Origin of the sequence: Streptomyces sp. NRRL WC-3618 (assembly GCF_001280005.1) — a bacterium.
In the GTDB taxonomy this organism is placed as follows: Bacteria; Actinomycetota; Actinomycetes; order Streptomycetales; family Streptomycetaceae; genus Streptomyces.
This window is the reverse complement of sequence record NZ_LGDW01000118.1, coordinates 162,746-186,100: the sequence shown is the minus strand read 5'-3', so window position 1 is coordinate 186,100 and position 23,355 is coordinate 162,746. Positions and strand designations below refer to the sequence as shown.

The 23,355-nt window shown below is 71.2% G+C and carries 18 protein-coding genes and 1 pseudogene; 14 read left to right on the top strand and 5 right to left on the bottom strand.

Annotated elements, in window-relative coordinates; translation table 11 throughout:
• Both ADL01_RS47495 and ADL01_RS14685 read left to right on the top strand, forming a co-directional pair.
• Nucleotides 1-554: pseudogene (locus ADL01_RS47495) on the top strand (hypothetical protein); the annotation flags it as partial.
• Nucleotides 551-1,351: a tetratricopeptide repeat protein gene (locus ADL01_RS14685; RefSeq protein WP_053742423.1), complete on the top strand. Its 801-nt coding sequence runs from the start codon at nt 551-553 to the stop codon at nt 1,349-1,351. The pseudogene ADL01_RS47495 and the gene ADL01_RS14685, both read left to right, overlap by 4 nt.
• Before the next feature lie 56 nt (nt 1,352-1,407).
• Here ADL01_RS14685 and ADL01_RS14680 read toward each other — a convergent pair whose 3' ends face one another.
• Entirely contained in the window at nt 1,408-2,712 is a 1,305-nt protein-coding gene (locus ADL01_RS14680; RefSeq protein ID WP_053742422.1) for a DUF1015 domain-containing protein, read from the bottom strand.
• A gap of 73 nt (nt 2,713-2,785) precedes the next feature.
• On the opposite strand from ADL01_RS14680, the gene ADL01_RS14675 reads away from it, so the two are divergent.
• Nucleotides 2,786-3,814, top strand: coding sequence for an HAD hydrolase-like protein (locus ADL01_RS14675; RefSeq protein WP_053742421.1), 1,029 nt, complete (start codon nt 2,786-2,788; stop codon nt 3,812-3,814).
• An 88-nt stretch (nt 3,815-3,902) separates the two neighbouring features.
• On the opposite strand, the gene ADL01_RS14670 is transcribed toward ADL01_RS14675, so the two are convergent.
• Nucleotides 3,903-4,250 (bottom strand): alkyl sulfatase C-terminal domain-containing protein, encoded by a 348-nt coding sequence (locus tag ADL01_RS14670; protein WP_053742420.1) that lies wholly within the window; start codon nt 4,248-4,250, stop codon nt 3,903-3,905.
• A gap of 42 nt (nt 4,251-4,292) precedes the next feature.
• Between ADL01_RS14670 and ADL01_RS14665 the strand changes: the two genes are divergently transcribed.
• From ADL01_RS14665 to ADL01_RS14645, 5 genes are all read left to right on the top strand, one after another.
• Nucleotides 4,293-4,637 (top strand): hypothetical protein, encoded by a 345-nt coding sequence (locus ADL01_RS14665; protein WP_078960510.1) that lies wholly within the window; start codon nt 4,293-4,295, stop codon nt 4,635-4,637.
• A gap of 7 nt (nt 4,638-4,644) precedes the next feature.
• Nucleotides 4,645-5,460, top strand: a complete 816-nt coding sequence (locus ADL01_RS14660) for a TlyA family RNA methyltransferase (protein ID WP_053742418.1) — start codon at nt 4,645-4,647, stop codon at nt 5,458-5,460.
• Nucleotides 5,457-6,362 carry an NAD kinase gene (locus ADL01_RS14655; protein WP_053742417.1) on the top strand — a complete coding sequence of 302 codons (906 nt, stop codon included), beginning with the start codon at nt 5,457-5,459 and terminating at the stop codon, nt 6,360-6,362. Before ADL01_RS14660 ends, ADL01_RS14655 begins: the two co-directional genes overlap by 4 nt.
• A 214-nt stretch (nt 6,363-6,576) precedes the next feature.
• Entirely contained in the window at nt 6,577-8,319 is a 1,743-nt protein-coding gene (recN, locus tag ADL01_RS14650) for a DNA repair protein RecN (protein WP_199834825.1), read from the top strand.
• A gap of 256 nt (nt 8,320-8,575) precedes the next feature.
• Nucleotides 8,576-9,697 (top strand): glycosyltransferase family 4 protein, encoded by a 1,122-nt coding sequence (locus tag ADL01_RS14645; RefSeq protein WP_053742416.1) that lies wholly within the window; start codon nt 8,576-8,578, stop codon nt 9,695-9,697.
• A gap of 26 nt (nt 9,698-9,723) precedes the next feature.
• On the opposite strand, the gene ADL01_RS14640 is transcribed toward ADL01_RS14645, so the two are convergent.
• From ADL01_RS14640 to ADL01_RS14630, 3 genes are all read right to left on the bottom strand, one after another.
• Entirely contained in the window at nt 9,724-11,364 is a 1,641-nt protein-coding gene (locus ADL01_RS14640; RefSeq protein WP_053742415.1) for a PucR family transcriptional regulator, read from the bottom strand.
• Nucleotides 11,365-11,430: 66 nt separating this feature from the next.
• The gene (locus ADL01_RS14635) at nt 11,431-12,813 is read right to left on the bottom strand and encodes an FAD-binding oxidoreductase (protein WP_053742414.1); all 1,383 of its coding nucleotides are present in this window, start codon (nt 12,811-12,813) and stop codon (nt 11,431-11,433) included.
• A gap of 70 nt (nt 12,814-12,883) precedes the next feature.
• The gene (locus tag ADL01_RS14630; RefSeq protein ID WP_234354627.1) at nt 12,884-14,710 is read right to left on the bottom strand and encodes a glycoside hydrolase family 15 protein; all 1,827 of its coding nucleotides are present in this window, start codon (nt 14,708-14,710) and stop codon (nt 12,884-12,886) included.
• A gap of 508 nt (nt 14,711-15,218) precedes the next feature.
• Here ADL01_RS14630 and ADL01_RS14625 point away from each other — a divergent pair.
• The 6 genes from ADL01_RS14625 to ADL01_RS14600 all read left to right on the top strand — a co-directional run bounded on the left by ADL01_RS14625 (nt 15,219) and on the right by ADL01_RS14600 (nt 23,337).
• Nucleotides 15,219-16,886, top strand: coding sequence for a CTP synthase (locus ADL01_RS14625; protein WP_053742412.1), 1,668 nt, complete (start codon nt 15,219-15,221; stop codon nt 16,884-16,886).
• A 135-nt stretch (nt 16,887-17,021) separates the two neighbouring features.
• Nucleotides 17,022-17,651: an NUDIX domain-containing protein gene (locus ADL01_RS14620; protein ID WP_053742411.1), complete on the top strand. Its 630-nt coding sequence runs from the start codon at nt 17,022-17,024 to the stop codon at nt 17,649-17,651.
• A 172-nt stretch (nt 17,652-17,823) separates the two neighbouring features.
• Nucleotides 17,824-19,932, top strand: coding sequence for a tetratricopeptide repeat protein (locus ADL01_RS14615; RefSeq protein WP_053742410.1), 2,109 nt, complete (start codon nt 17,824-17,826; stop codon nt 19,930-19,932).
• A 143-nt stretch (nt 19,933-20,075) separates the two neighbouring features.
• Nucleotides 20,076-21,191, top strand: coding sequence for an alanine dehydrogenase (ald, locus tag ADL01_RS14610; protein WP_053742436.1), 1,116 nt, complete (start codon nt 20,076-20,078; stop codon nt 21,189-21,191).
• Nucleotides 21,192-21,625: 434 nt separating this feature from the next.
• Complete coding sequence (locus ADL01_RS14605) at nt 21,626-22,762, top strand: ParA family protein (RefSeq protein WP_078960508.1); 1,137 nt, start codon at nt 21,626-21,628, stop codon at nt 22,760-22,762.
• Nucleotides 22,747-23,337: a hypothetical protein gene (locus tag ADL01_RS14600; protein ID WP_053742409.1), complete on the top strand. Its 591-nt coding sequence runs from the start codon at nt 22,747-22,749 to the stop codon at nt 23,335-23,337. The genes ADL01_RS14605 and ADL01_RS14600 overlap by 16 nt, the downstream gene beginning before the upstream one ends.
• Nucleotides 23,338-23,355: the final 18 nt, after the last annotated feature.

Below are 23,355 nucleotides of genomic sequence, written 5' to 3'. Positions count from 1 at the left end.
CCGTGGTGGGCGTCCGGCCGGTGGTGGTTTCCGGCGTGATGACGACCGTGGTGGGCGTCCGGCCGGTGGTGGTTTCCGGCGTGATGACGACCGTGGTGGCCGTCCGGCCGGTGGTGGTTTCCGGCGTGACGACGACCGAGGTGGTCGCCCCGCCGGCGGTGGCTTCCGTGGGCGTGACGACCGTCGTGAAGGCGATCGTGGTGGCTTCCGGCGTGAGGACGACCGTGGCGGGTTCCGTCGCGATGACAGCCGTGGTGAGCGCGGTGGCTTCGTCCGTCGGGACGACGATCGCGGTGGGTTCCGTGGCCGGAGTGACGACCGCGGCGGCCGGCCCGCCGACGGTGGTGGGTTCCGTGGGCGGGACGACCGTGGGGGACGCCCCGGTGGCGGCGGCGGTTTCCGGGGGCGTGACGACCGTCGGGGCGATGACCGGCGCGATGGTGGGCGGTTCCGTGACGAGCGTGACCGGGACCGGGAGCCGATCAAGCGGCTGCCGATCGACGAGGACGTCACGGGCGACGAGATCGACAAGGACGTACGCCAGGAGCTCATGAGCCTGCCCAAGGGGCTGGCTGAGGAGGTCTCCAAGAACCTGGTGATGGTCGCCCGGCTCATCGACGAGGACCCCGAGGGTGCCTACGGGTACTCGCGGGTGGCTCTGCGGCTGGCTTCGCGTGTGGCCGCCGTGCGAGAGGCGGCCGGGTTCGCCGCGTACGCCAGCCAGAAGTACAGCGAGGCGCTGGCCGAGTTCCGTGCGGCTCGCAGGATGACGGGGAACGTCGATCTGTGGCCTGTCATGGCCGACTGCGAGCGTGGACTCGGGCGGCCCGAGAAGGCGCTCGACATGGCCGGAGCGCCCGAGGTGCACAAGCTGGACAAGGCCGGGCAGGTCGAGATGCGGCTCGTCGCGGCCGGTGCCCGGCGTGACATGGATCAGCTGGACGCGGCCATCGTGACCCTGCAGAGCCCCGAGCTGGCTTCCAACTCGGTGCAGCCGTGGACCGCGCGACTGCGGTACGCGTATGCCGACGCGCTGCTGGCGGCCGGGCGTGAGGACGAGGCGCGGGAGTGGTTCGCCAAGGCCATCGAGTCCGACAAGGACGGCAGCACGAACGCCTCGGATCGCCTTGCCGAGCTGGACGGCGTGGAGTTCGTCGATGCCTTCGACGAGGATGAGAATGAGAATGAGGACGACGGCGAAGGCGAGGACGCGAGCGAGGGCGTCGAGCCCGTCGTGATCGAGTCCGGCGCGACGGTCGGGACTGTTGAAGTGGCTGACAGCGTCGCAGATGACGACAGCGACGACAGCGACGACGACGTTCCGGGCGACGATGAGGGCAGCCAGCGCTGACCTGCGGTAATCGGTGAAGGGCGGGATCCCGGTCAGGGGTCCCGCCCTTCTGCGTTTCAGTGCGCGAGGCTGCGCAGGACCAGGCCCGAGGCCGGCTTGGGGCCGAACGACGTCGACTTGCGGGGCATCGTCACGCCCTGGCGGGCCAGGTCTCGTACGACCTCCTCGCGGACCGGGTGCATCAGGACCGCCGTCCCGCCGTCCCGTTCCGCCTTCTCCACCGTTGCCGCGGTGTCGTGGATGTACGCGATGCGCGCCGGTGAGTCCTCGGGAATGCGCCAGATGTGGGCGAGCAGCGTCGCGTGCAGGACCGTCGCGTCCAGGGTGCGCCAGGCCTGTGGACGATCGGCCGGGATCGTACGGGCCAGAAGGCCCTCGTCGGGGCGGTCCAGGAGGTGGAAGGCGCCGTCGCCGGCCAGGAGGAAGGCGTTGCCAGCGGTGGCCGCCTCCGCGAGGGCCGTGAGCGCCTCAGGGAGCGGGGCCGCCAGGTGACGTACCCGGAAGTGGCCCTCCAGGGCTGACAGGGCCTCGGGGACCGGGAGGCCGTGCAGGAGGCGGTGGATCGCGCGGACGCGCAGCGGGTAGCGGGCGGTGTCCACGAGGAGTACCAGACCGTGGTCCCAGGGGCTGGGGGACGCATGCTCCGCGCGTAGACGCAGATACGTCGCCCAGCGGTGGTGGCCGTCGGCGATGAGGGCCTGATGATTCGCCAGATCCGCCTGGATCCCTGCCAGTTCGGCAGGGTCGGTGACCGCCCACAGACGATGGCTGAAACCGTCCTCCGTGGTCGTCGCGAGCAACGGGGGGCGGGTGGCCACGCGTTCGACCACCGTGCTCGTGGCGTACGGCGACGCGTCGGCCGAATTGCCGCTCCGGTAGGTCAGGAGGAGAGGTTCCAGGTTCGCGTAGGTGGCGCGCATCAGGGCCGCGCGTTCCGCCACCACATGCGGCATGACGTCCTCGTGGGGCAGAACGACGCGCTCCGACGGCTCCGACAGGCGCAGGGCGCCGATCACCCCGCGCTGGAGGTGGCCGGTCGGGTCGCGCTGCTCGTAGACGTACAGGGCGGGTTCGGGGTCGGTGGTCAGGATGCCTTCGGCCAGCCAGTCGTCGAGGGTGTCGGCGGCCTGTTCGTTGCGGATGGACGGGGTCGCCGCCTGGGGGAGGATGAGCCGGACGATGTTGTGCGGGTCGGCCGACTCGAGATGTATCAGGCCGTCCGGGCGCACGATGACGTCGTACGGCGGAGAGGTCACGGCGGCCAGGCTGCCGACCCGGTCGGGGTCGTAGCGAAGCCCCCGGAAAGGGGTCAGTTGAAGGCCCATGCGAGCCGGTACGTCCGCGGGACCTGCAGAGTTCATTGGTGCATCGTAGGGCTGTCAGTGCCATGGGGGATGATCGGGGAAAGCCGGTCGACCGAGGAGCGATGCGCAAATGAGCCAGACCGCCAGGACACGGCCCGAGGGCAGTACGCGGGCCCTCAGCGAGGCGTACGACACGGCGCTGCTCGACCTCGACGGGGTGGTGTACGCGGGGGGCAACGCGATCGTGCACGCCGTCGAGTCGCTCGGTGTCGCCCGTGACGGTGGGATGCGGCTCGCCTATGTCACCAACAACGCGTTGCGTACGCCGGACGCCGTGGCCGAGCACCTCACCGAGCTGGGCATAGCGACGGAGGGCTCGGACGTCATCACCTCGGCTCAGGCAGTGGCCCGGCTGATCGCCGACCAGGTGCCGGCGGGGGCGCGCGTGCTGGTGATCGGCGGTGAGGGGCTGCGGGTCGCGCTGCGGGAGCGCGGGCTCGAGCCCGTCGAGTCGGCCGAGGACGAGCCGGTGGCCGTCGTACAGGGGTACGGCGGGCCCGAGTTGCCCTGGGGACGGTTCGCGGAGGCGTGCTACGCCATCGCGCGTGGGGTGCCCTGGTTCGCGTCCAACACCGACCTGACGATTCCGAGCGCACGCGGGATCGCGCCGGGCAACGGGGCCGCGGTGGAGGTCGTGCGCATCGCGACCGGGGCCGAACCGCAGGTGGCGGGCAAGCCGTTGCCGCCCATGCACCGGGAGACAGTGCTGAGGACCGGTGCGAAGCGGCCCCTGGTCGTCGGGGACCGGCTGGACACGGACATCGAAGGCGCGTTCAACGGGGACGTCGACTCGCTGCTGGTGCTGACCGGCGTGGCGGACGGCGCGCAGCTGCTGGCCGCGCCGCCGCAGCACCGGCCCACCTACGTCGACGCCGATCTGAGGGGTCTGCTGACCGGGCAGCCCGAGGTGACGGACGCGGGCGACGGTTTCCGGTGCGGGGGGTGGACGGCCACGGCGGGGGAGGAGCGGCTGGAGCTGACAGGGGACGGGGAGGCGCTCGACGGGCTTCGCGCGCTCTGTGCGGCGGCCTGGACGGCTGCGGGGGACGGGGCGTGCGCGTTGGACGCGGGGAAGGCGCTGGCGCGGCTGGGGTTGTGAGGGGGCACGCAGCAGCGAGGGGGAGTCGACCGGGGTCGCCGAACGCACCGACCGCTATGTGCCGTGCGCGCGGCGCGTACGAAGGTTGCTACAGAAGTTTTCTGAGGCGGTACAGGTCCCGCAGGCTCGCCTCCAGCTTCACCCGCCCCGAGCCCCACGCCTTCGCGAAGTTCAGCTCGCCGGCCACCATCGCCAGCAGATCGTCGCCGGACATGGTGAGCCTGATCTCGGCCTTCTCCCGGGGTGGGCCCTGGAGGGTGTCCTGGACCTCGATACGGCCGCCTTGCAGACGTCCCACGAAGGTGACGTCCAGATCGGTGATACGGCAGCTCAGCGAGCGGTCCAGGGCCGCCGCCTCGCGTACGTCCCCGTTCGCGCCCGTCATGTTGTCCGAGAGCCTGTCGAGTGCGCTGCGGCACTCCTCAATCGTCGCCATCGGGCACGACGGTACCTCAGCCGTTCGCGGTAGCGTCAGGGCATGAACGACTCAGTGCCCTCGGCCGAGGGCCCGGAGGGGAAACCGGTTCCGGTTTCGGCTACGGACACGGCTTGCGACGCGGCTTCGGACGTGGCCGCGGAGGCGGCCGGCGAATCCGGCGCCGGCCCCGCCGCCCCGGCCCCGCTGAACATCCCCTGCGTGTCCACGGGCAACGCGGACGTCGACGCCCAGCTCGCGCGGCTCGGTGACGCCGACCACCTCGCCACGGACGGACATGTGGAGGTGTACGAGGATGTACACCGGGGGCTGCGCGACGCGCTCACCGCGCTCGACGCCCGCCCGGGACCTCCGGCGCCCCCGACGACGTACGACCCCAGGAGCTGAACCGAACGTGGCAGGAGTGGCACGCCGCCGTCTTGACGCCGAGCTGGTGCGGCGGAAGCTCGCGCGCTCGCGTGAGCACGCGAGCCAGCTGATCGCCGCCGGGCGGGTCACCGTCGGCAAGACCGTCGCGACCAAGCCCGCCACCCAGGTGGAGACCGCCGCGGCGATCGTCGTCGTGACCGACGACAACGATCCCGAGTACGTCTCCCGGGGCGGCCACAAGCTCGCGGGTGCCCTGGAGGTCTTCGTACCGCAGGGGCTGAAGGTCGGCGGACGGCGGGCGCTGGACGCCGGCGCGTCCACCGGCGGATTCACCGACGTACTGCTGCGCGCCGGTGTCGCGCACGTCGTCGCCGTGGACGTGGGGTACGGACAACTCGCGTGGTCTCTCCAAAGCGATGAACGCGTCACCGTCAAGGACCGTACGAACGTACGCGAGTTGACGCTCGAAGCGATCGATGGGGAACCAGTGGATCTTGTCGTGGGGGATCTGTCCTTCATCCCGCTCGGTCTCGTGCTGCCCGCCCTTGCGCGGTGCGCGGCACCCGATGCCGACCTGGTGATGATGGTCAAACCACAGTTCGAGGTGGGGAAGGAACGACTGGGCAGTGGAGGAGTCGTACGCAGTCCCGAACTGCGTGCCGAGGCGGTACGTGGAGTTGCCGCCCGTGCCGGGCAGTTGGGGCTGGGTGTACAGGGCGTGACCGCCAGCCCGCTGCCCGGGCCGTCGGGGAACGTCGAGTACTTTCTGTGGCTGCGGGCCGGCGCACCCGAACTCAACCCGGCCGATGTTGACCGTGCAGTGGCGGAGGGGCCTCGTTGACTACGACCCGAGATCGTACTGTTTTCCTGCTCGCCCACACCGGGCGGCCGGCCGCGATCAGAAGTGCCGAACTGGTGGTCCAGGGGCTGGTGCGCTCCGGACTCGGGGTGCGGGTGCTCGCGGCGGAGGCGGCCGACCTGCCGCTGCCGCCGGAGGTGGAGCTGATCGAGGAGGCCACCGCACAGTGTCTCGACGGCTGCGAGCTGCTCATCGTGCTGGGCGGCGACGGGACGCTGCTGCGCGGCGCCGAGTTCGCCCGGGCGTCCGGGGTGCCGATGCTCGGCGTCAACCTCGGTAGCGTCGGCTTCCTCGCCGAGGCCGAGCGCGACGACCTCGACAAGGTTGTCGACCGGGTGGTGACGAAGGCGTACGAGGTCGAGGAACGGATGACCATCGACGTCGTCGTCCACCAGAACGGGAACATCGTGCACACAGACTGGGCGCTGAACGAGGCGGCCGTGCAGAAGGTGTCCGCGGAGAAGCTGCTCGAGGTCGTGCTGGAGATCGACGGGCGGCCGGTGACCGGGTTCGGGTGTGACGGCATCTGTCTGTCGACGCCCACCGGGTCGACCGCCTACGCCTTCTCCGCGGGTGGGCCTGTGGTGTGGCCCGAGGTGGAGGCGCTGTTGATGGTGCCGATCAGTGCGCACGCGCTGTTCGCGAAGCCGTTGGTGACGTCGCCGGATTCCGTGCTCGCTGTGGAGGTTCTGCCGCACATTCCTCCGGGGGTGCTGTGGTGTGACGGGCGGCGGACTGTGGAGTTGCCGCCCGGGGCGCGGGTGGAGGTTCGGCGGGGGGCTGTGCCGGTGCGGTTGGCTCGGCTGCACCATGCCTCGTTCACCGATCGGTTGGTGGCGAAGTTCGCGTTGCCTGTTTCCGGGTGGCGCGGGGCTCCTCACTGACGCTGTGTGTGGGGGGTGGCTTGGATTCGATGGCGGGTGCGGGTGCGCTGTGGCTTGTCGCGCCCGCGCGGCGGAGCCGCAGATCAGATACAGCCCCGCGCCCCTACCGTCCGTCCACTCCCCTGGGTGACAAGGCGCCCTTTATCGGGCCTTGTCACCTGGGCGTTCGTGACAACGGGGTGGGGGCCGTCGCACTTCTGGTGGCTGACCTCGTATGGTCGTGTTCGTGTTGGAGGAGATGCGGATACGGTCACTCGGCGTCATTGACGATGCTGTCGTCGAGTTGTCGCCCGGCTTTACTGCCGTGACGGGCGAGACCGGTGCGGGCAAGACCATGGTCGTGACCAGCCTCGGGCTGCTGCTCGGTGGGCGGGCCGATGCGGCGTTGGTGCGGATCGGGGCCAGGAACGCGGTCGTGGAAGGGCGGATCACCGTGCCTCCGGGCGGGGCGGCCGTCCTGCGGGCCGAGGAGGCCGGCGCCGAGCTGGACGACGGGGCGCTGCTCATCAGCCGTACCGTTTCCGCCGAGGGGCGTTCACGGGCGCATCTGGGCGGGCGTTCCGTGCCTGTGGGCGTGCTGGCCGAGCTGGCCGACGAACTGGTGGCCGTGCACGGGCAGACCGACCAGCAGGGGCTGCTCAAGCTGTCCCGGCAGCGGGCGGCGCTCGACCGGTACGCGGGGGACGCGGTCGCCGCGCCGCTCACCAAGTACGCGGAGGCGTACCGGCGGCTGAGAGCCGTCTCCAACGAGCTGGACGAGATCACCACGCGCGCGCGTGAGCGGGCCCAGGAAGCCGACATGCTGCGGTACGGGCTCGACGAGATCGCCGCCGTGGAGCCGCGGGCCGGCGAGGACGCCGAGCTCGCCGAGGAGGCGGAGCGGCTCGGTCACGCGGAGGCGCTGGCCTCGGCCGCGACCGTCGCCCACGCCGCCCTGGCCGGCAACCCCGAGGACCCCGAGGGCATCGACGCCGCCACGCTCGTCGCGGGCGCCCACCGGGCCCTGGAGGCCGTACGGTCGCACGACGCGGCCCTCGCCGCGCTCGCCGACCGGATCGGCGAGCTCGGCATCCTGCTCGGGGACGTCGCCGGGGAGCTGGCGGGGTACGCCGACGACCTGGACGCCGATCCGCTGCGGCTGGCGGCCGTGGAGGAACGGCGGGCCGCGCTCACCGCGCTGACCCGGAAGTACGGCGCCGGTGTGGCCGGAGTGCTCACCTGGGCCGAGGAAGGTGCGGCGCGGCTGCTCGAACTCGACGGCGACGACGAGCGGATCGGTGAGCTGACCGCCGAGCGGGACTCCCTGCGCCGCGAACTGAGCGGCATGGCACAGGCGTTGACGGATGCGCGGACGGAGGCCGCCTCGCGGTTCGCGGCCGCCGTGACCGCCGAGCTGGCCTCGCTCGCCATGCCCCACGCGCGCGTGTCGTTCGACATCCGGCAGACCGAGGACCCGGAGGGGGTCGAGGTCGACGGGCGTACCGTCGCCTACGGACCGTCCGGCGCCGACGAGGTCGAACTGCTGCTCGCCCCGCATCCAGGGGCGCCCGCCCGGCCCATCGCCAAGGGCGCGTCCGGGGGTGAGCTGTCTCGGGTGATGCTGGCCGTGGAGGTCGTGTTCGCGGGGACCGATCCGGTGCCCACCTATCTGTTCGACGAGGTCGACGCCGGGGTGGGCGGCAAGGCGGCCGTGGAGATCGGGCGGCGGCTGGCCAAGCTGGCGAAGAGTGCCCAGGTCGTCGTCGTGACGCACCTGCCGCAGGTCGCCGCGTTCGCCGACCGGCAGCTGCTGGTGGAGAAGACCAACGACGGGTCGGTGACCCGGTCGGGCGTCAAGGTGCTGGAGGGCGAGGAACGGGTACGGGAGCTGTCGCGGATGCTGGCCGGGCAGGAGGACTCGGAGACGGCGCGGGCACACGCGGAGGAGTTGCTGGCGGCGGCCAGAGCGGACGGCTGACGTTCGAACACCTGACGGTCAGTGGGATCTGTCTCACCCGGGCGAGTGACCCGCCCTGCCCCTCCCTGGTTCGGAACACCCGGACGTCCTGGCATCCTTGAAGGAGCACGGAATCCCCCCGTATCCGGAAGAAGCCGTATCCGGAGGAAGCCGCGCGGTACACCCCTTCCGCCCCATCCTTCTGTACGTTTCGTCCGTAGCCTTCCGTCACCCCTCTTCGTGACCGCCCGACGCCGAACCAGGAGCCCCCGGCCACGTGACCAGCCACTCACCGCACGGTCAGTCGTCGCTGCGCACCGTGCAGGTGCTCGGCGGCGGCAACGCCGGCAGCAGCACGCACGTGCGTTCGCTGGCCGCGGGGCTCGTGGCGAGAGGCGTGCGGGTCACCGTGTGCGCCCCCACCGATGCCGACAGCGCCTACGACTTCACCGGCGCCGGTGCCGAACACGTGCCCATTCCCCGCAGCAGCGACCCCGGCTCGGTGGCGGCGCTGCGCGCGGCCTGTTCGAACGCCGACCTCGTGCACGCGCACGGGCTGCACGCCTCCTTCCGGGCCGCCCTCGCGCTCAGCGGGCGCCGCACCCCGCTCGTCGTCACCTGGCACAACCGCGCGTACGTCGAAGGGCCGCGCGCCCATCTGCTGAGGGTGCTGGAGCGCCGGGTCGTGAAGGCCGCCGCCGTCGTCCTCGGGACCTCCTCCGACCTCGTTGACCGGGCCAGGCGACGCGGGGCCAGGGACGCCCGGCTGTCCGCGGTGGCGATGCCCGCCCCGGACATGGCCACGGGGCGGGACGAGTCCGACCGGTCCAAGACCCGGGCCGAACTCGGCGCCACGGACCGCCCGTTGCTCATCGCCGTCGGCTCCCTCGACCGGCACCGGGGGTACGACGTCCTGCTGGACGCCGTATGCGCGTGGCGTCGCCTCGATCCCGTGCCGCTCCTGGTGATCGCGGGGGAGGGGCCGCTGCGGGCGGAGTTGCAGGGCCGCATTGAGAACGAGGGGCTGCCGGCACGGCTCGTCGGGCACCGTGACGACGTGAGCGAGCTGCTCACCGCCGCCGACCTCGCGCTTCTGCCCAGCCGTTGGGAGTCGCGCTCCGTCTTCGCCCAGGAAGCGCTCCACGCGCGCGTGCCGCTGATCGCGGCCGCCGTGGGAGGCGTACCCGAGTTGGTCGGGGACGCGGCCGAACTCGTCCCCTACGGTGACGCGGCGGCGCTCGGCGCTGCCGTGGTGCGGCTGCTGGGGGATCCGGAGCGCAGGGAAGACCTCCGGGAGCGGGGCGTCCAGCAGATCGGCACCTGGCCCACCGAGGACGAGACCGTCGCCCAAGTGCTCAGCGTCTACGACGAGTTCACGCAACTGCGGCCGCTGAGCTGAGCGGTCCGTGCGCAGGCCGGCCCGACTCAGCTCACGTGTCTGCGGGCCCGGAGCGCCAGGCTCAGTGCCAGCACCGTCTGCGGGTCGTCCAGGTCCGTGCCCAGCAACTCCCCGATTCTCGCGAGGCGGTTGTAGAGGGTCTGGCGGTTGAGGTGGAGTTCGCGGGCCGTTTCCGCCTTGCGGCCCGCGTGCGCCAGGTACGTCTCCAGCGTGGGCAGCAGCGGGGGCTTGGAGCGGTCGTCGTGGGTGCGCAGCGGGCCGATCGCGCGGTCCACGAAGGCCGCCAGGTCCGGTTGGTCACGCAGGCGCCACAGCAAGAGGTCGATGTCCAGGCGGCGGGCGTCGTACCAGGGCCGGTCCGGCAGGCCCTGCGCCGCCGTCGCCGTCTCCGCCGCGTGACGCAGGCCCGCCGAGGCCGCTGCCCAGCCGCCGGCGACGCCCACCACGACGACCGGCGGCTGGGCGCCCGGGCGCCGCATCCCGGCGCGTTCCACACCCGCCCACAGCGCCGCCGCCACCCGGTCGGCGACCCCCGGGCGCTCCGCCTCCGTACGCAGGCCCACCAGCAGCGGCACGCGCCCCTCGACAGGCCGCACGCCCAGCAGCACCGGTACGCCCACCGCCGTCAGCTCCTCCGCGACCGCCCGCGCCAGCACCGCCCAGCCGCCGCCCGGGGACAAGGTGTCGCCGACCCGCATCACCACCGGCAGCAGTGGCCCGGCGCCGGGCTTGAAGCCGAGGACGCGGGCCTGCGCGGGCGCGGCCTCCGCGTCGACGCGGCCCTCGGCGAGATCGGTGAGGAAGTCGCCGCGCCCACGCGCCGCCAGCTCCTCCTCCTGGCGGGCCTGCATCAGGACGACGGCCAGGATCCCCGCGGCCCGCTCGGCGGCGATGCGGTGGACGGGGGCAAGCGGTTCGAGGACGGGCAGCAGCACCAGACGCGCGCGGACCGAACCGGCGCCAAGGCCGCCCCCGGGGACGTCCACGAGCACGGAACCGGTGGGCGGCGTGTCCTTCTGCGTGGCGCGCAGGCCCTCCCACACCTGGAGTGGGTCGGCGCCCTCGGGGCCTGCTCCGGCGGCGTACAGAAGCCGGCCGTCCGTCGTCTCCAGGAACACCGGGTTGGCGCTGAAGTCGGCCAGGATGCCGAGGACCTGCGGGATGCCGCCGCCGCTCAGCAGAGCCTGCGTGCAGCGCCGGTGGACCTCCTCGGCCCGCTGGAGCAGCGCGTAGTGGCCGTTGACGATCTCGGTGTGGATCTCCTCCGTGACGGCCACGAACGGCACCTCGCGGTGCAGCTGGACCAGCGGGAGACCGGTCGACCGGGCCGTTTCCACGAGGGCCGCCGGCAGCCGGGTGAAGCGGGGCCCCAGCTCCACGACGAGCGCCGCGATACCCCGCTCGGCGAGGGTACGGACGAACGCGCGCTGCTCGGCCGGACGGGTGCCGAGCCCGTATCCGGTCGTCAGGAGCAGCTCGCCGCCCTTGAGCAGCGAGGCGATGTGCGGGACCTCGCCCGCGTGCACCCACCGCACGGTCCGCCCCAGCCGTTCGGCGCCCGCCAGGATCTCCGGCAGCCCACTGCGCAGCCCGGGCAGCTCGAGCGCCCGCCGCACCGTGATCCCGGCGCCCTGGGTCTCGAAACGGCTCTGCGCGCGGCTGTCCATGCAGCGGACGCTACCCGCACCTACGTACGGCTGACGATCTGCGCCTTGGCGGGGTCAGCGGTTCGGCTACGACGGAACGATGTTGTGGTTGAAGCGGAAGACGTTGTCCGGGTCGTACTGCCGTTTCAGCGACGCGAGCCGGCGCGTGTTCTCGGCGCCCAGGCCCGCGATCACGCGCTCCGGGCCCTCGTCGCCGATGAAGTTGAGGTAGACCGCGCCGGTGCTCCAGGGCTGGACGCGGGTGCGGACGTCGCGCACCCACTGGACGCAGCGTTCGTCGTCCGCCGGGTGCTCCCAGCAGCCGTAGGGGTGGACGGCCCACTGGGCGTCCCGGTAGGGGACGGGGTACTCGGACGGGCCGTCGGCGATGGCACCGCCGAGCGGGAACAGCGCGCTCTTGGTGACGGTGGGCACGGGCATGCCGTTGCCGAGAGCGCAGAAGACGTCCACGAACTCCTCGGGCGCGCCCGTCAGGTACTCCGCCGACCAGTAGTTCCGCAGGCCGGGCGGGTCGTCGAGCATGCACTGGAAGTCGGCGTACGGGATCGCGGTGACGATCTCCACCTCGTGCGGCAGCGCCAGCAGCGGTTCGGCGAGCTTGCGCATGTCGTCCTCGGTGCCCGTGTACGTGAGCAGCGCGCCGCACAGCAGCTGTCCGACCAGATGCGGCGGGACGAACTCCTCGGGCGGGGCGGTGAGATAGATGACGCCGCCGCTCGCCTCGACCGGGCCGGCCTCGATCACGTCGCGGTACGTGCGCGCGACCTCATCGCCGAACTCCGGGAGGTAGAGCAGCAGGGCGACGGAGAACGCGGGCAGTTCGTGCAGTCTCAGGGTGAGCGAGGTCGCGACGCCGAAGTTTCCGCCGCCGCCGTGCAGCGCCCAGAACAGCTCCGGGTTCTGCTCGGCGCTCGCGTGGACCTCGGTGCCGTCGGCGGTGACCAGGTCGGCGCCGATGAGGTTGTCGACGGCGAGTCCGTACGTCCGGTCGAGCCAGCCGCTGCCACCGCCGAGCACGAAGCCGGCGACGCCGGTGGTGGAGACCCGGCCGCCGGTGGTCGCCAGTCCGTGCGGCCCGGTCGCCCGGTCCAGGTGGCTCTGCAGGGCGCCGCCCTGGACCCGTACCGACTGCGTCGCCCGACAGACGCTCACCTCGTGCATCCGGCGCAGGTCGATCACCAGACCGTTGTCGTTCACGCCCATGCCCGCCACGCTGTGGCCGCCTCCGCGCACCGCGACACGCAGATCCAGGTCACGGGCGAAGAGAACGGAACGCACCACGTCGGCTTCGTCGGCGCACTGCGCGATCACCGCCGGACGGCGGTCGATCATGGCGTTGAAGACGGTCCGGGCGTCGTCGTACCCAGCGTTCCCCGGGGCGAACACGTCGCCGGTCAGATCCTCGCGCAACGCGGAAAGGGCCGCGCCCGCCGTGGAGTGGGTAGCCATGGCCGCCCCCTTCCGAAAAGGGGCTTTTATGTGCTTCCCAGACTAGGTGGACGCGGCCCATCGGTCGCGCTCAGCCGCCGTACGCCCCCGATGCCGTCAGGCGCAGAGCCGTGTCGATGAGGGGGACGTGGCTGAAGGCCTGGGGGAAGTTGCCCACCTGGCGCTTGAGGCGCGGGTCCCACTCCTCGGCCAGCAGGCCCAGGTCGTTGCGGAGGTCGAGGAGCTTCTCGAAGAGCTTGCGGGCCTCGTCGACCCGGCCGATCATCGCCAGGTCGTCCGCCATCCAGAACGAACAGGCGAGGAACGCGCCCTCGTCGCCCGGCAGACCGTCCAGGTTCTCCTCGCCGCCCGAGGTCGGGTAGCGCAGGATGAAGCCGTCCGGGGTGGACAGCTCGCGCTGGATGGCCTCGATGGTGCCGATGACGCGCTTGTCGTCGGGAGGCAGGAAGCCCATCTGCGGGATGAGCAGCAGGGAGGCGTCCAGTTCCTTCGAGCCGTACGACTGGGTGAAGGTGTTGCGCTCCTTGTCGTAGCCCTTCTCGCACACGTCCCGGTGGATGTCGTCGCGCAGTTCGCGCCACTGCTCCAGCGGGCCGTCCGCGTCGCCGGACTCGATGAGCTTGATCGTGCGGTCCACCGCGACCCAGGCCATGACCTTGGAGTGCACGAAGTGGCGGCGCGGACCGCGCACCTCCCAGATGCCCTCGTCGGGCTCGTCCCAGTGCCGCTCCAGGTAGCGGATCAGCTTCAGCTGGAGCAGGGAGGCGTAGTCGTTGCGGGCCAGGCCCGTCATATGGGCCAGGTGCAGGGCCTCGGTGACCTCGCCGTACACATCCAGCTGGAGCTGGTGCGCGGCGCCGTTGCCGACCCGGACGGGGCCCGAGTTCTCGTAGCCGGGCAGCCAGTCCAACTCGGCCTCGCCCAGCTCCCGTTCGCCCGCGATGCCGTACATGATCTGCAGGTTCTCGGGGTCGCCGGCGACCGCCCGCAGCAGCCACTCGCGCCAGGCGCGGGCCTCGTCGCGGTAGCCGGTGCGCAGGAGTGAGGAGAGGGTGATGGCCGCGTCGCGCAGCCAGGTGTAGCGGTAGTCCCAGTTGCGTACGCCGCCGATGTCCTCCGGGAGGGAGGTGGTGGGGGCGGCGACGATGCCGCCGGTCGGCGCGTACGTCAGGGCCTTCAGCGTGATCAGTGAGCGGACGACGGCCTCCCGGTAGGGGCCGTGGTACGTGCACTGCTCGACCCACTCGCGCCAGAACTCCTCGGTGGCCTCGAGGGACTGCTCCGGCTCGGGCAGCGCGGGCGGCTGCTTGTGCGAGGGCTCCCAGGAGATGGTGAACGCGATCCGGTCACCGGGCGCCACCGTGAAGTCGGAGTACGTCGTCAGGGACTTGCCGTACGTCTCGGCGGTGGTGTCGAACCACACCGAGTCGGGGCCCGCGACAGCCACCGTCCGGCCCTCGTGCCGGTGCACCCACGGCACGACACGGCCGTACGAGAACCGCATCCGCAGGGTCGAGCGCATCGGCACGCGGCCGCTGACGCCCTCCACGATGCGGATCAGCTGGGGGGCGCCGTCGCGAGGGGGCATGAAATCGGTCACTCTGACCGTGCCGCGTGGCGTGTCCCACTCCGATTCCAGGATCAGCGAGTCGCCGCGATAGCGACGGCGGGCCGCCGTGGGCGGTTGTGCGTCCGTTGCGTGCGCGGGACCGAGACGCCAGAAGCCGTGCTCCTCGGTGCCGAGCAGTCCTGCGAAGACGGCATGGGAGTCGAAGCGGGGCAGGCACAGCCAGTCGACTGTGCCGTCCCGGCAGACCAGTGCGGCGGTCTGCATGTCGCCGATGAGTGCGTAGTCCTCGATGAGCCCGGCCACGTGCAACTCCAGTCGAATGGCCACGTCGCCCCCGATCAGGAAAAGGGGGTCTCGATCTTGCGGTCAAGGGTTCGTTGTTTCTAGCGTCGTTGAGCGGTGAAGCAAACACCAATCTTTGCTCAACGGACTGACGAGCTCTCGTTGTTCCGGGGTTACGGACGGGGGTGGTGCCGTGTTGCCGGCCGGGCTCGGCAGCGAGTGTCCGAGGAGCATACGACGCACTCAGATGATCCGCGTGCCGCTCTGGGCAACCCGGGTCCGCTGAACGAGTGAAGCTCTAAAGAGCGGGCACTGTTTCGGGTGAGCGCCGGACGCGGTGGCGGTGACTCGTGTAGGAGATGTGTGTCCGCGTGTGCGCGGAGCGTGCCCGGAAGCCATGCCCCCGGGTCGCTGATACCCTGGTAGCCCGTGGACCGGTGGGCAGGAAACCCCCGAACCGCAGCGACGGCTCCTCCAACGAAAGCCCGGAAAGCTCCGGGCCGGGCGGCCGTACCGCACCCCAGACCGCGACCACGGGAGCCCCGCCTTGGCCATGACACCCGCTGCTTTTCGAAACAGCAACGCCACGACGACCAAGCACATCTTCGTCACCGGGGGTGTCGCCTCCTCGCTCGGCAAGGGGCTGACGGCCTCCAGCCTCGGCATGCTCCTCAAGGCGCGAGGCCTGCGGGTCGTCATGCAGAAGCTCGACCCCTACCTCAACGTCGACCCCGGCACGATGAACCCCTTCCAGCACGGTGAGGTGTTCGTCACGCATGACGGCGCCGAGACCGACCTGGACATCGGCCACTACGAGCGTTTCCTCGACCGCGACCTCGACGGCTCGGCCAACGTCACCACCGGCCAGATCTACTCGACGGTGATCGCGAAGGAGCGGCGCGGCGAGTACCTGGGCGACACCGTCCAGGTCATCCCGCACATCACCAACGAGATCAAGCACCGCATCCGCCGGATGGCCACCGACGAGGTCGACGTCGTCATCACCGAGGTCGGCGGCACGGTCGGCGACATCGAGTCGCTGCCCTTCCTGGAGACCGTGCGCCAGGTCCGCCACGAGGTCGGCCGCGACAACGTCTTCGTCGTCCACATCTCGCTGCTGCCCTACATCGGCCCCTCCGGCGAGCTGAAGACCAAGCCGACCCAGCACAGCGTGGCGGCCCTGCGGAACATCGGTATCCAGCCGGACGCCATCGTGCTGCGCTGCGACCGCGAGGTCCCCGTCGCGATCAAGCGCAAGATCTCGCTGATGTGCGACGTCGACGAGGCCGCCGTGGTCGCCTGCCCGGACGCCCGCTCGATCTACGACATCCCCAAGACCGTGCACCGCGAGGGCCTGGACGCCTATGTCGTCCGCAAGCTGGACCTGCCCTTCCGGGACGTGGACTGGACGACCTGGGACGACCTCCTGGACCGCGTCCACAACCCCGCCCACGAGATCAACCTGGCCCTGGTCGGCAAGTACATCGACCTGCCCGACGCCTACCTCTCGGTCACCGAGGCGCTGCGCGCCGGCGGCTTCGCGAACCACGCGCGCGTGAAGATCAAGTGGGTCACCTCCGACGACTGCAGGACCCCCGCGGGTGCGAAGAAGCAGCTGGCGGACGTGGACGCGATCTGCATCCCGGGCGGCTTCGGCGACCGCGGCGTGTCCGGCAAGGTCGGCGCGATCCAGTACGCCCGCGAGAACAAGATCCCGCTGCTGGGGCTGTGCCTGGGCCTGCAGTGCATCGTCATCGAGGCGGCCCGCCACCTGGCGGGCATCGAGGACGCCAACTCGACGGAGTTCGACGCCGCGACCGCCCACCCGGTCATCTCGACGATGGCCGAACAGCTCGACATCGTCGCGGGCGACGGAGACATGGGCGGAACGATGCGCCTGGGCATGTATCCGGCCAAGCTCGCCGAGGGCTCCATCGTGCGCGAGGTGTACGACGGCAAGGAGTACGTCGAGGAGCGCCACCGGCACCGCTACGAGGTCAACAACAGCTACCGCGCCGAGCTGGAGAAGAAGGCCGGTCTGCAGTTCTCCGGCACCTCCCCGGACGGCAAGCTGGTGGAGTACGTCGAGTACCCGCGGGAGGTCCACCCCTACCTGGTGGCCACCCAGGCCCACCCGGAGCTGCGGTCCCGTCCCACCCGCCCCCACCCGCTCTTCGCCGGCCTCGTCAAGGCCGCCGTCCAGCGCAAGACGGGCAAGTAACGCAAGGGCTGTACGGTGACCGGGGTACGCGCCTTTTGGGCTGCGTGCCCCGGTTTCTGGTGCCGGTTCTCGAGCTGCTCCGATGCCGGTTTCTTGTGTGTGGGCGGGATGTGGGATGCGGGAGGAAAAGTCGACATGACCATCATCAAGGACGCTCCGGAGGAGTGGGAGATCCGGGCGACGGGGACCCCCTTCGTGGGCAACAAGACCTCTGTGCGCACCGACGAGGTGGTCATGCCGGACGGCTCGGTCGTGGGCCGCGACTACCAGGTCCACCCCGGCTCCGTGGGCATCGTCGCCATCGACGACGACGGGCGGGTCCTGCTGATCCGCCAGTACCGCCATCCCGTCCGTCAGCGGCTCTGGGAGATCCCGGCCGGCCTGCTCGACGTACCCGGCGAGAACCCGCTGGCCGCCGCCCAGCGCGAGCTGTACGAGGAGGCGCACGTCAAGGCCGAGGACTGGCGGGTGCTGGCCGACGTCTACCCCACGGCGGGCGGCTGCGACGAGGCCGTACGGATCTTCCTGGCCCGGAATCTGTCCGAGGCCGACGGGCAGCGCTTCGAGGTCGAGGACGAGGAGGCCGACATGGAGTACGCGCGCGTGCCCGTCGAGGAACTCGTCCGGGGCATCCTCGCCGGCGACGTGCACAGCAACTGCCTTGTCGTGGGCGTCCTTTCGCTGGTGGCGGCCGAGAAGGGCGACGGGCTCGACGCGCTGCGCCCGGCTGAGGCGCCGTGGCCGGCCAGGCCCTTCGACGCCTGAGACGCCCTCTGGGGCCACCTGGCGCCGCCCGGTGCGACCATCGCCTGATCCGATCGGGCGACCTGCCCGCCGTGCTCCGCACGGATCGTTGCAGAGCGTGAACTAGGCTCTGTAAGCGCCCGAACCGGAGTCCCGGCGGGCTTGCGCGTGCAGGTGGACGGGAGTGTGGCCCGTGACGGATCAGGCGGTGGACACAGACGGCGTGAAGCTGTCCGGAAACGATCGCTCGCCCGCTCCTACGGACAGTCAGTTCCTCGGCCGGACAAGAGAGTTGAAGGAGCTGCGCGCCGACATCGCGCGCGCCGGACTCGACACTCTCGCGGGCCGCAAGGCGCCCCGCGCGCGTGTGCTGCTCATCGCGGGCAAGCCCGGTTCGGGTCGCACCGCGCTCGCCGAGGAGCTGGCCCGGCAGGTCGCGGACAGTTACCCGGACGGTGTACTGCGCGCCCGGCTCGCCGAACCCGACGGCACGCGCGTGCCGACCGAACGCACCGCGCGCGAGCTGCTGACCGCCCTGGAGCTGCCCACCCCGCCCGGCGCCGACGAGGACGAGCTGTCCGAGGCGCTGCGCGACGCGCTGGCCGACCGCCGGATGCTGCTCCTGCTCGACGACGCGGCCGACGCCGAGCAGGTCGACGTGCTGCTGCCGGACAACCCCGACTGTCTGGCCGTCGCCGTCTCCGGGGGCCCGCTGACCGGGATCTCCGACGTCCGCCCGTGCACCCTGGGCGGCCTCGACACCAAGTCGGCCGTGGAACTGCTCGAACGCTTCACCGGGTCGGTGCGCGTCACCGTGGACCCGCGCTCCGCCGAAGCCCTCGCCGAGGTGTGCCAGGGGCAGCCCGCCGCGCTGACGCTGGCCGGCGGCTGGCTCGCGGCCCGGCCCAAGTCGGCCGTCTCCGACCTCGCCAAGCAACTGCACGCCGAGAGCGACGAGGGCACCGCCCTGAGCCGCGTCTTCCGCCTCGTGTACGCCTCGCTGCCGGACCCGGCCGCCCGGATACTGCGGCTGCTCTCGCTCGCCCCCGGCGGCCTGGTCGACCCTCAGACGGCCTCCGCGCTGGCCGGCTGCTCGGTCGGCGGCGCCCGCGCCACCCTGGACGACTTCGTCGCCCTGCGCCTGCTGACGGCCGTCGACTCGCCGCTGCCGCAGTACGAGGTCCCCGGCTGCCTGCTGCCCCTGCTGCGCCCCCTGGCCGAGTCCCAGGACCGCCCGGCCGAGCTCCAGCTGGCCCGCGCCCGGATGCTCGAGCGGACGGTGCGGCTGCTGGTGTCCTGCCGCGCCATCACCGAGACCGACAGCCCGCTGGCCCGCGAGAAGCTCCTCGGCACGCCCGGCTCGCTGCGCTTCCCGAACCCGAGGGCGGCGGCGGACTGGCTGGAGATCCGCCGGCCCGCCCTGCTCGCGGCGGCCCGGCTGGCCGTGGCCGACGGTGAACTGGACACGCTGGCCCGCCGGCTGATGTCCGCCCTGGTCAAGGCCATGGTCGCGCACATCGGCACCCGGGCCGCCGCACCCGACCTCTACGGCGTGCACCGCCTCGTCCTCGACGTCGCCGAACGCCGGAATCTGCCCCGCGAGCGGGCCGCCGCCCTGCTGAACCTCGCCGACCTGGACGCGCAGACCGGCCGTACGAACGACGCGCTGGCCCGCTACCGGGCCGCTCTGGACGCCGGACGCGAGGCGAACGACCCGTATGCGACCGGACGCGCGACGGAATCCGTAGGGGGCGCGCACCAGGAGCTCGGGGACTACGACCGCGCCGCCGACTGGTACGGGCGTGCCCTCGCCCAGCGCCTGGCGCGCGACGAGCGCGAGGACGCCGCCCGGCTGTACGGCCGTATCGCCACCGCGCACACCTACGCGGGCCGCTACGGCGAGGCGGTGCGCAACTGGCGTGCCGCGGTGGCCGGTTACCGCAAGAACGGCGATGTGGCCGCGCACGCACGGGCGTTGAGCGAGCTGGCGAGGGTCCAGGAGTACGCCGGGCGGCCCGAGGAGTCGCTGCGCACCTGTCAGGACGCGGTGGAGTGGGCCCGCCGCGCCGACGACGTACGACTTCAGGCGGCGCTTCAGCTGCGGCTGGCCGACACGATGGAGCGCCTCGGCGATCCGACGGCGGCGAGGCTGCACCGGAGCGCGGCCGAGCGGCTGCTGCGCGACGAGCAGGACCCTCGGGAGGTCGGGCGGGCGGACCGGTCGGAGCTCCCCGAGGACGACTCCGACCTGGAACGCGACGCTAACGCCTACGAAATCCGTAGCGCATCAGCAGAAGATTGATGCATTGAAAGGCTAGACAGCGAGAACACCTTCATTAGACTGGCTCTACCGCACCTTCTCCTGCGGTCTCCTGGTGTGCCCCCGCACGTCCGGGTATGTAGTGCTATGCCCCCACATCCTCTGAGCCAAGGACCGTGATCGACGTGAAGGTCGGCATCCCCCGCGAGGTCAAGAACAACGAGTTCCGTGTGGCCATCACCCCCGCCGGGGTGCATGAACTGGTGCGCCACGGCCACCAGGTCGTCATCGAGCAGAACGCCGGCGTCGGCTCCTCGATCACCGACGACGAGTTCGTGGCCGCCGGTGCGCGCATCCTCGCGACGGCCGACGAGGTGTGGGCCACCGCCGACCTGCTGCTGAAGGTCAAGGAGCCCATCGCCGAGGAGTACCACCGCCTCCGCAAGGACCAGACGCTCTTCACCTACCTGCACCTGGCCGCCTCCAGGGCGTGCACCGACGCGCTCGTCGCGTCCGGCACCACGGCGATCGCCTACGAGACCGTCGAACTGCCCGGTCGCGCCCTGCCGCTGCTCGCCCCGATGTCGGAGGTCGCCGGCCGGCTGGCCCCACAGGTCGGCGCCTACCACCTGATGCGTTCGGTCGGCGGACGTGGCGTGCTCCCCGGCGGAGTCCCCGGCACGCAGCCCGCGCGAGCCGTCGTCATCGGCGGCGGCGTCTCCGGCTGGAACGCCACGCAGATCGCCGTCGGCATGGGCTTCCACGTCACGCTGCTCGACCGCGACATCAACAAGCTGCGCGAGGCCGACAAGGTCTTCGGCACCAAGGTCCGGGCGATCATGTCCAACTCCTTCGAGCTGGAGAAGGCCGTCCTGGACGCCGACCTCGTCATCGGCGCCGTGCTGATCCCCGGCGCCAAGGCCCCGAAGCTGGTCACCAACGAGCTTGTGTCGCGGATGAAGCCGGGGAGCGTCCTCGTCGACATCGCGATCGACCAGGGCGGCTGCTTCGAGGACTCGCGTCCGACCACCCACGCCGAACCGACCTTCCCGGTCCACGGATCGGTCTTCTACTGCGTCGCCAACATGCCCGGGGCGGTGCCCAACACCTCGACCTACGCGCTCACCAACGCCACGCTGCCGTACATCGTGGAACTCGCCGACCGTGGCTGGGTGGCGGCGCTGCGTAGCGACCCGGCGCTCGCCCGGGGGCTCAACACCCATGACGGCAAGGTCGTTTACCGAGAGGTCGCGGAGGCGCACGGACTGGAGCACGTGGCGTTGGAGACATTGCTCGGCTGACGTTCCCGGCCGCCTCGCGGGTGCTCCCGGTCGACTAAACGACCAAGTCATCAGCGGGTAAAAGGCGATACGTCAACAGGGGTCGTCAACGGCCCGCACCCGGCCGGACCTTGCCCGACAAGGTTCGGCCGGATGTGTGTATGGTCACTTTGCGATACTCGTTCAACTCGCCTCGAACGTAACGCTTCAACCGATTCGCGCACCGGTGAACCCTGCCGTGCGACGGCCGTACGCCCTTGACAGCGGGATGTTTCATTGCCGACACATCGGGCCGGGTCCGGCGGATTGTGTTGCTGCGAACGGCCGACACGCCATAGAGTCGCCAACCGTCGGCATGGTGCCACGCTGACCTATCGAGAAGTTTCCTGGTCACCAAGGAGGTAAGACGACTTGTGAATGAGTCGACATTTACTCCCGGGGGTGGTCAACCAGGAATGCCGGCGCGGGGATCGGGCCCCACGGGGCTCGCGGCTGTCGGCTCCGTCGCGGTCCGCACCTTCGCAGCCCACCAGGGTCACCAGATGCCGGTGGTGACTCGGCCAGGACACATGAGCATGGATGGTCATCACGTGAACGCCATGGCCGGCGACGGTAGTGGCGGGGTCCACAACCACTTCGCCGACTACGACGAACTGCCCGACGGGCACTTCTACGACCCCGACGCCGAGTACGAGCCCGATCCGGAGTACGCGGCCACGCTCGCGCCCGACGCGGCCCGTCAGCGCCGCGAGCGCATCGGTCCCACCGGACGCCCGCTGCCCTACTTCCCGATCCCGGGTCCGCTGACCAGTCACGGCCCCGCGACGATCATCGCGATGTGCAACCAGAAGGGCGGCGTCGGCAAGACCACGTCGACCATCAACCTGGGCGCTGCGCTCGCGGAGTACGGACGCCGGGTCCTGCTGGTCGACTTCGACCCGCAGGGCGCCCTCTCCGTGGGCCTCGGTGTGAACCCGATGGAACTCGACCTGACGGTCTACAACCTGCTCATGGAGCGGGGGATGTCCGTGGACGAGATCCTGCTCAAGACCGCGGTCCCGAACATGGACCTGCTGCCGAGCAATATCGACCTGTCGGCGGCCGAGGTGCAGCTGGTGTCGGAGGTCGCGCGCGAGTCGACGCTCCAGCGCGCCCTGAAGCCGCTCATGGCCGACTACGACTACATCGTGATCGACTGCCAGCCCTCGCTCGGCCTGCTCACCGTGAACGCCCTGACGGCGGCCCACAAGGTGATAGTGCCGCTGGAGTGCGAGTTCTTCGCACTGCGTGGTGTCGCGCTGCTCACGGAGACCATCGAGAAGGTCCAGGAGCGGCTGAACCCGGACCTGGAGCTCGACGGGATCCTCGCCACGATGTACGACTCGCGCACGGTGCACAGCCGTGAGGTGCTCGCACGTGTCGTCGAGGCCTTCGACGACCACGTCTACCACACGGTCATCGGACGCACGGTCCGCTTCCCGGAGACCACGGTCGCCGGCGAGCCGATCACCACGTACGCCTCGAACTCCGTCGGTGCCGCCGCCTATCGCCAGCTCGCCAGGGAGGTGCTCGCCCGGTGTCACGCCGAGTGAGTCTGCCGGGGGCCGACGAACTGTTCCGCACCACGGGGGGCATGGCGCTCCAGTCGTCCACTCCCCGGCGCCAGGCCAACGGCGAGGTCCGGGTGCCCGGTCCCGCGCAGGAGAGCGACGGGGCCGCCGCTTCGGACGACGCGCCGCACTCGGTGCCCGTCCAGGGCGGCGACGGCGACGGTGACGAGCATGTCGCCGCCGGCGTGGACCCGGCCGGGGAGTCGCGCAGCCGGGGTGCCGGCGCGGAGCGTTCGATGCGGCGCCAGGACGAGCAGGAAGGTTCTGCCTCCGGCCAGCAGGGTCCGTCGCCGCAGTCGGTGTCGGCGTCCCGCAAGCGTGGCCGGGCCCCTTCCCGGCGGCCCAGCGGGCGTGAGCGGCACGACGAGAAGATCACGGTGTACGTCTCCGCCGAGGAGCTCATGGACCTGGAGCACGCGCGTCTCGTGCTGCGAGGCGAGCACGGGCTCGCGGTCGACCGCGGACGCATCGTGCGCGAGGCGGTCGCGGTGGTGCTCGCGGATCTCGAGTCCCGTGGGGACGCGAGCATTCTCGTACGACGGTTGCGCGGGCGCTAGCGGTAGCCTGCGTGGGCG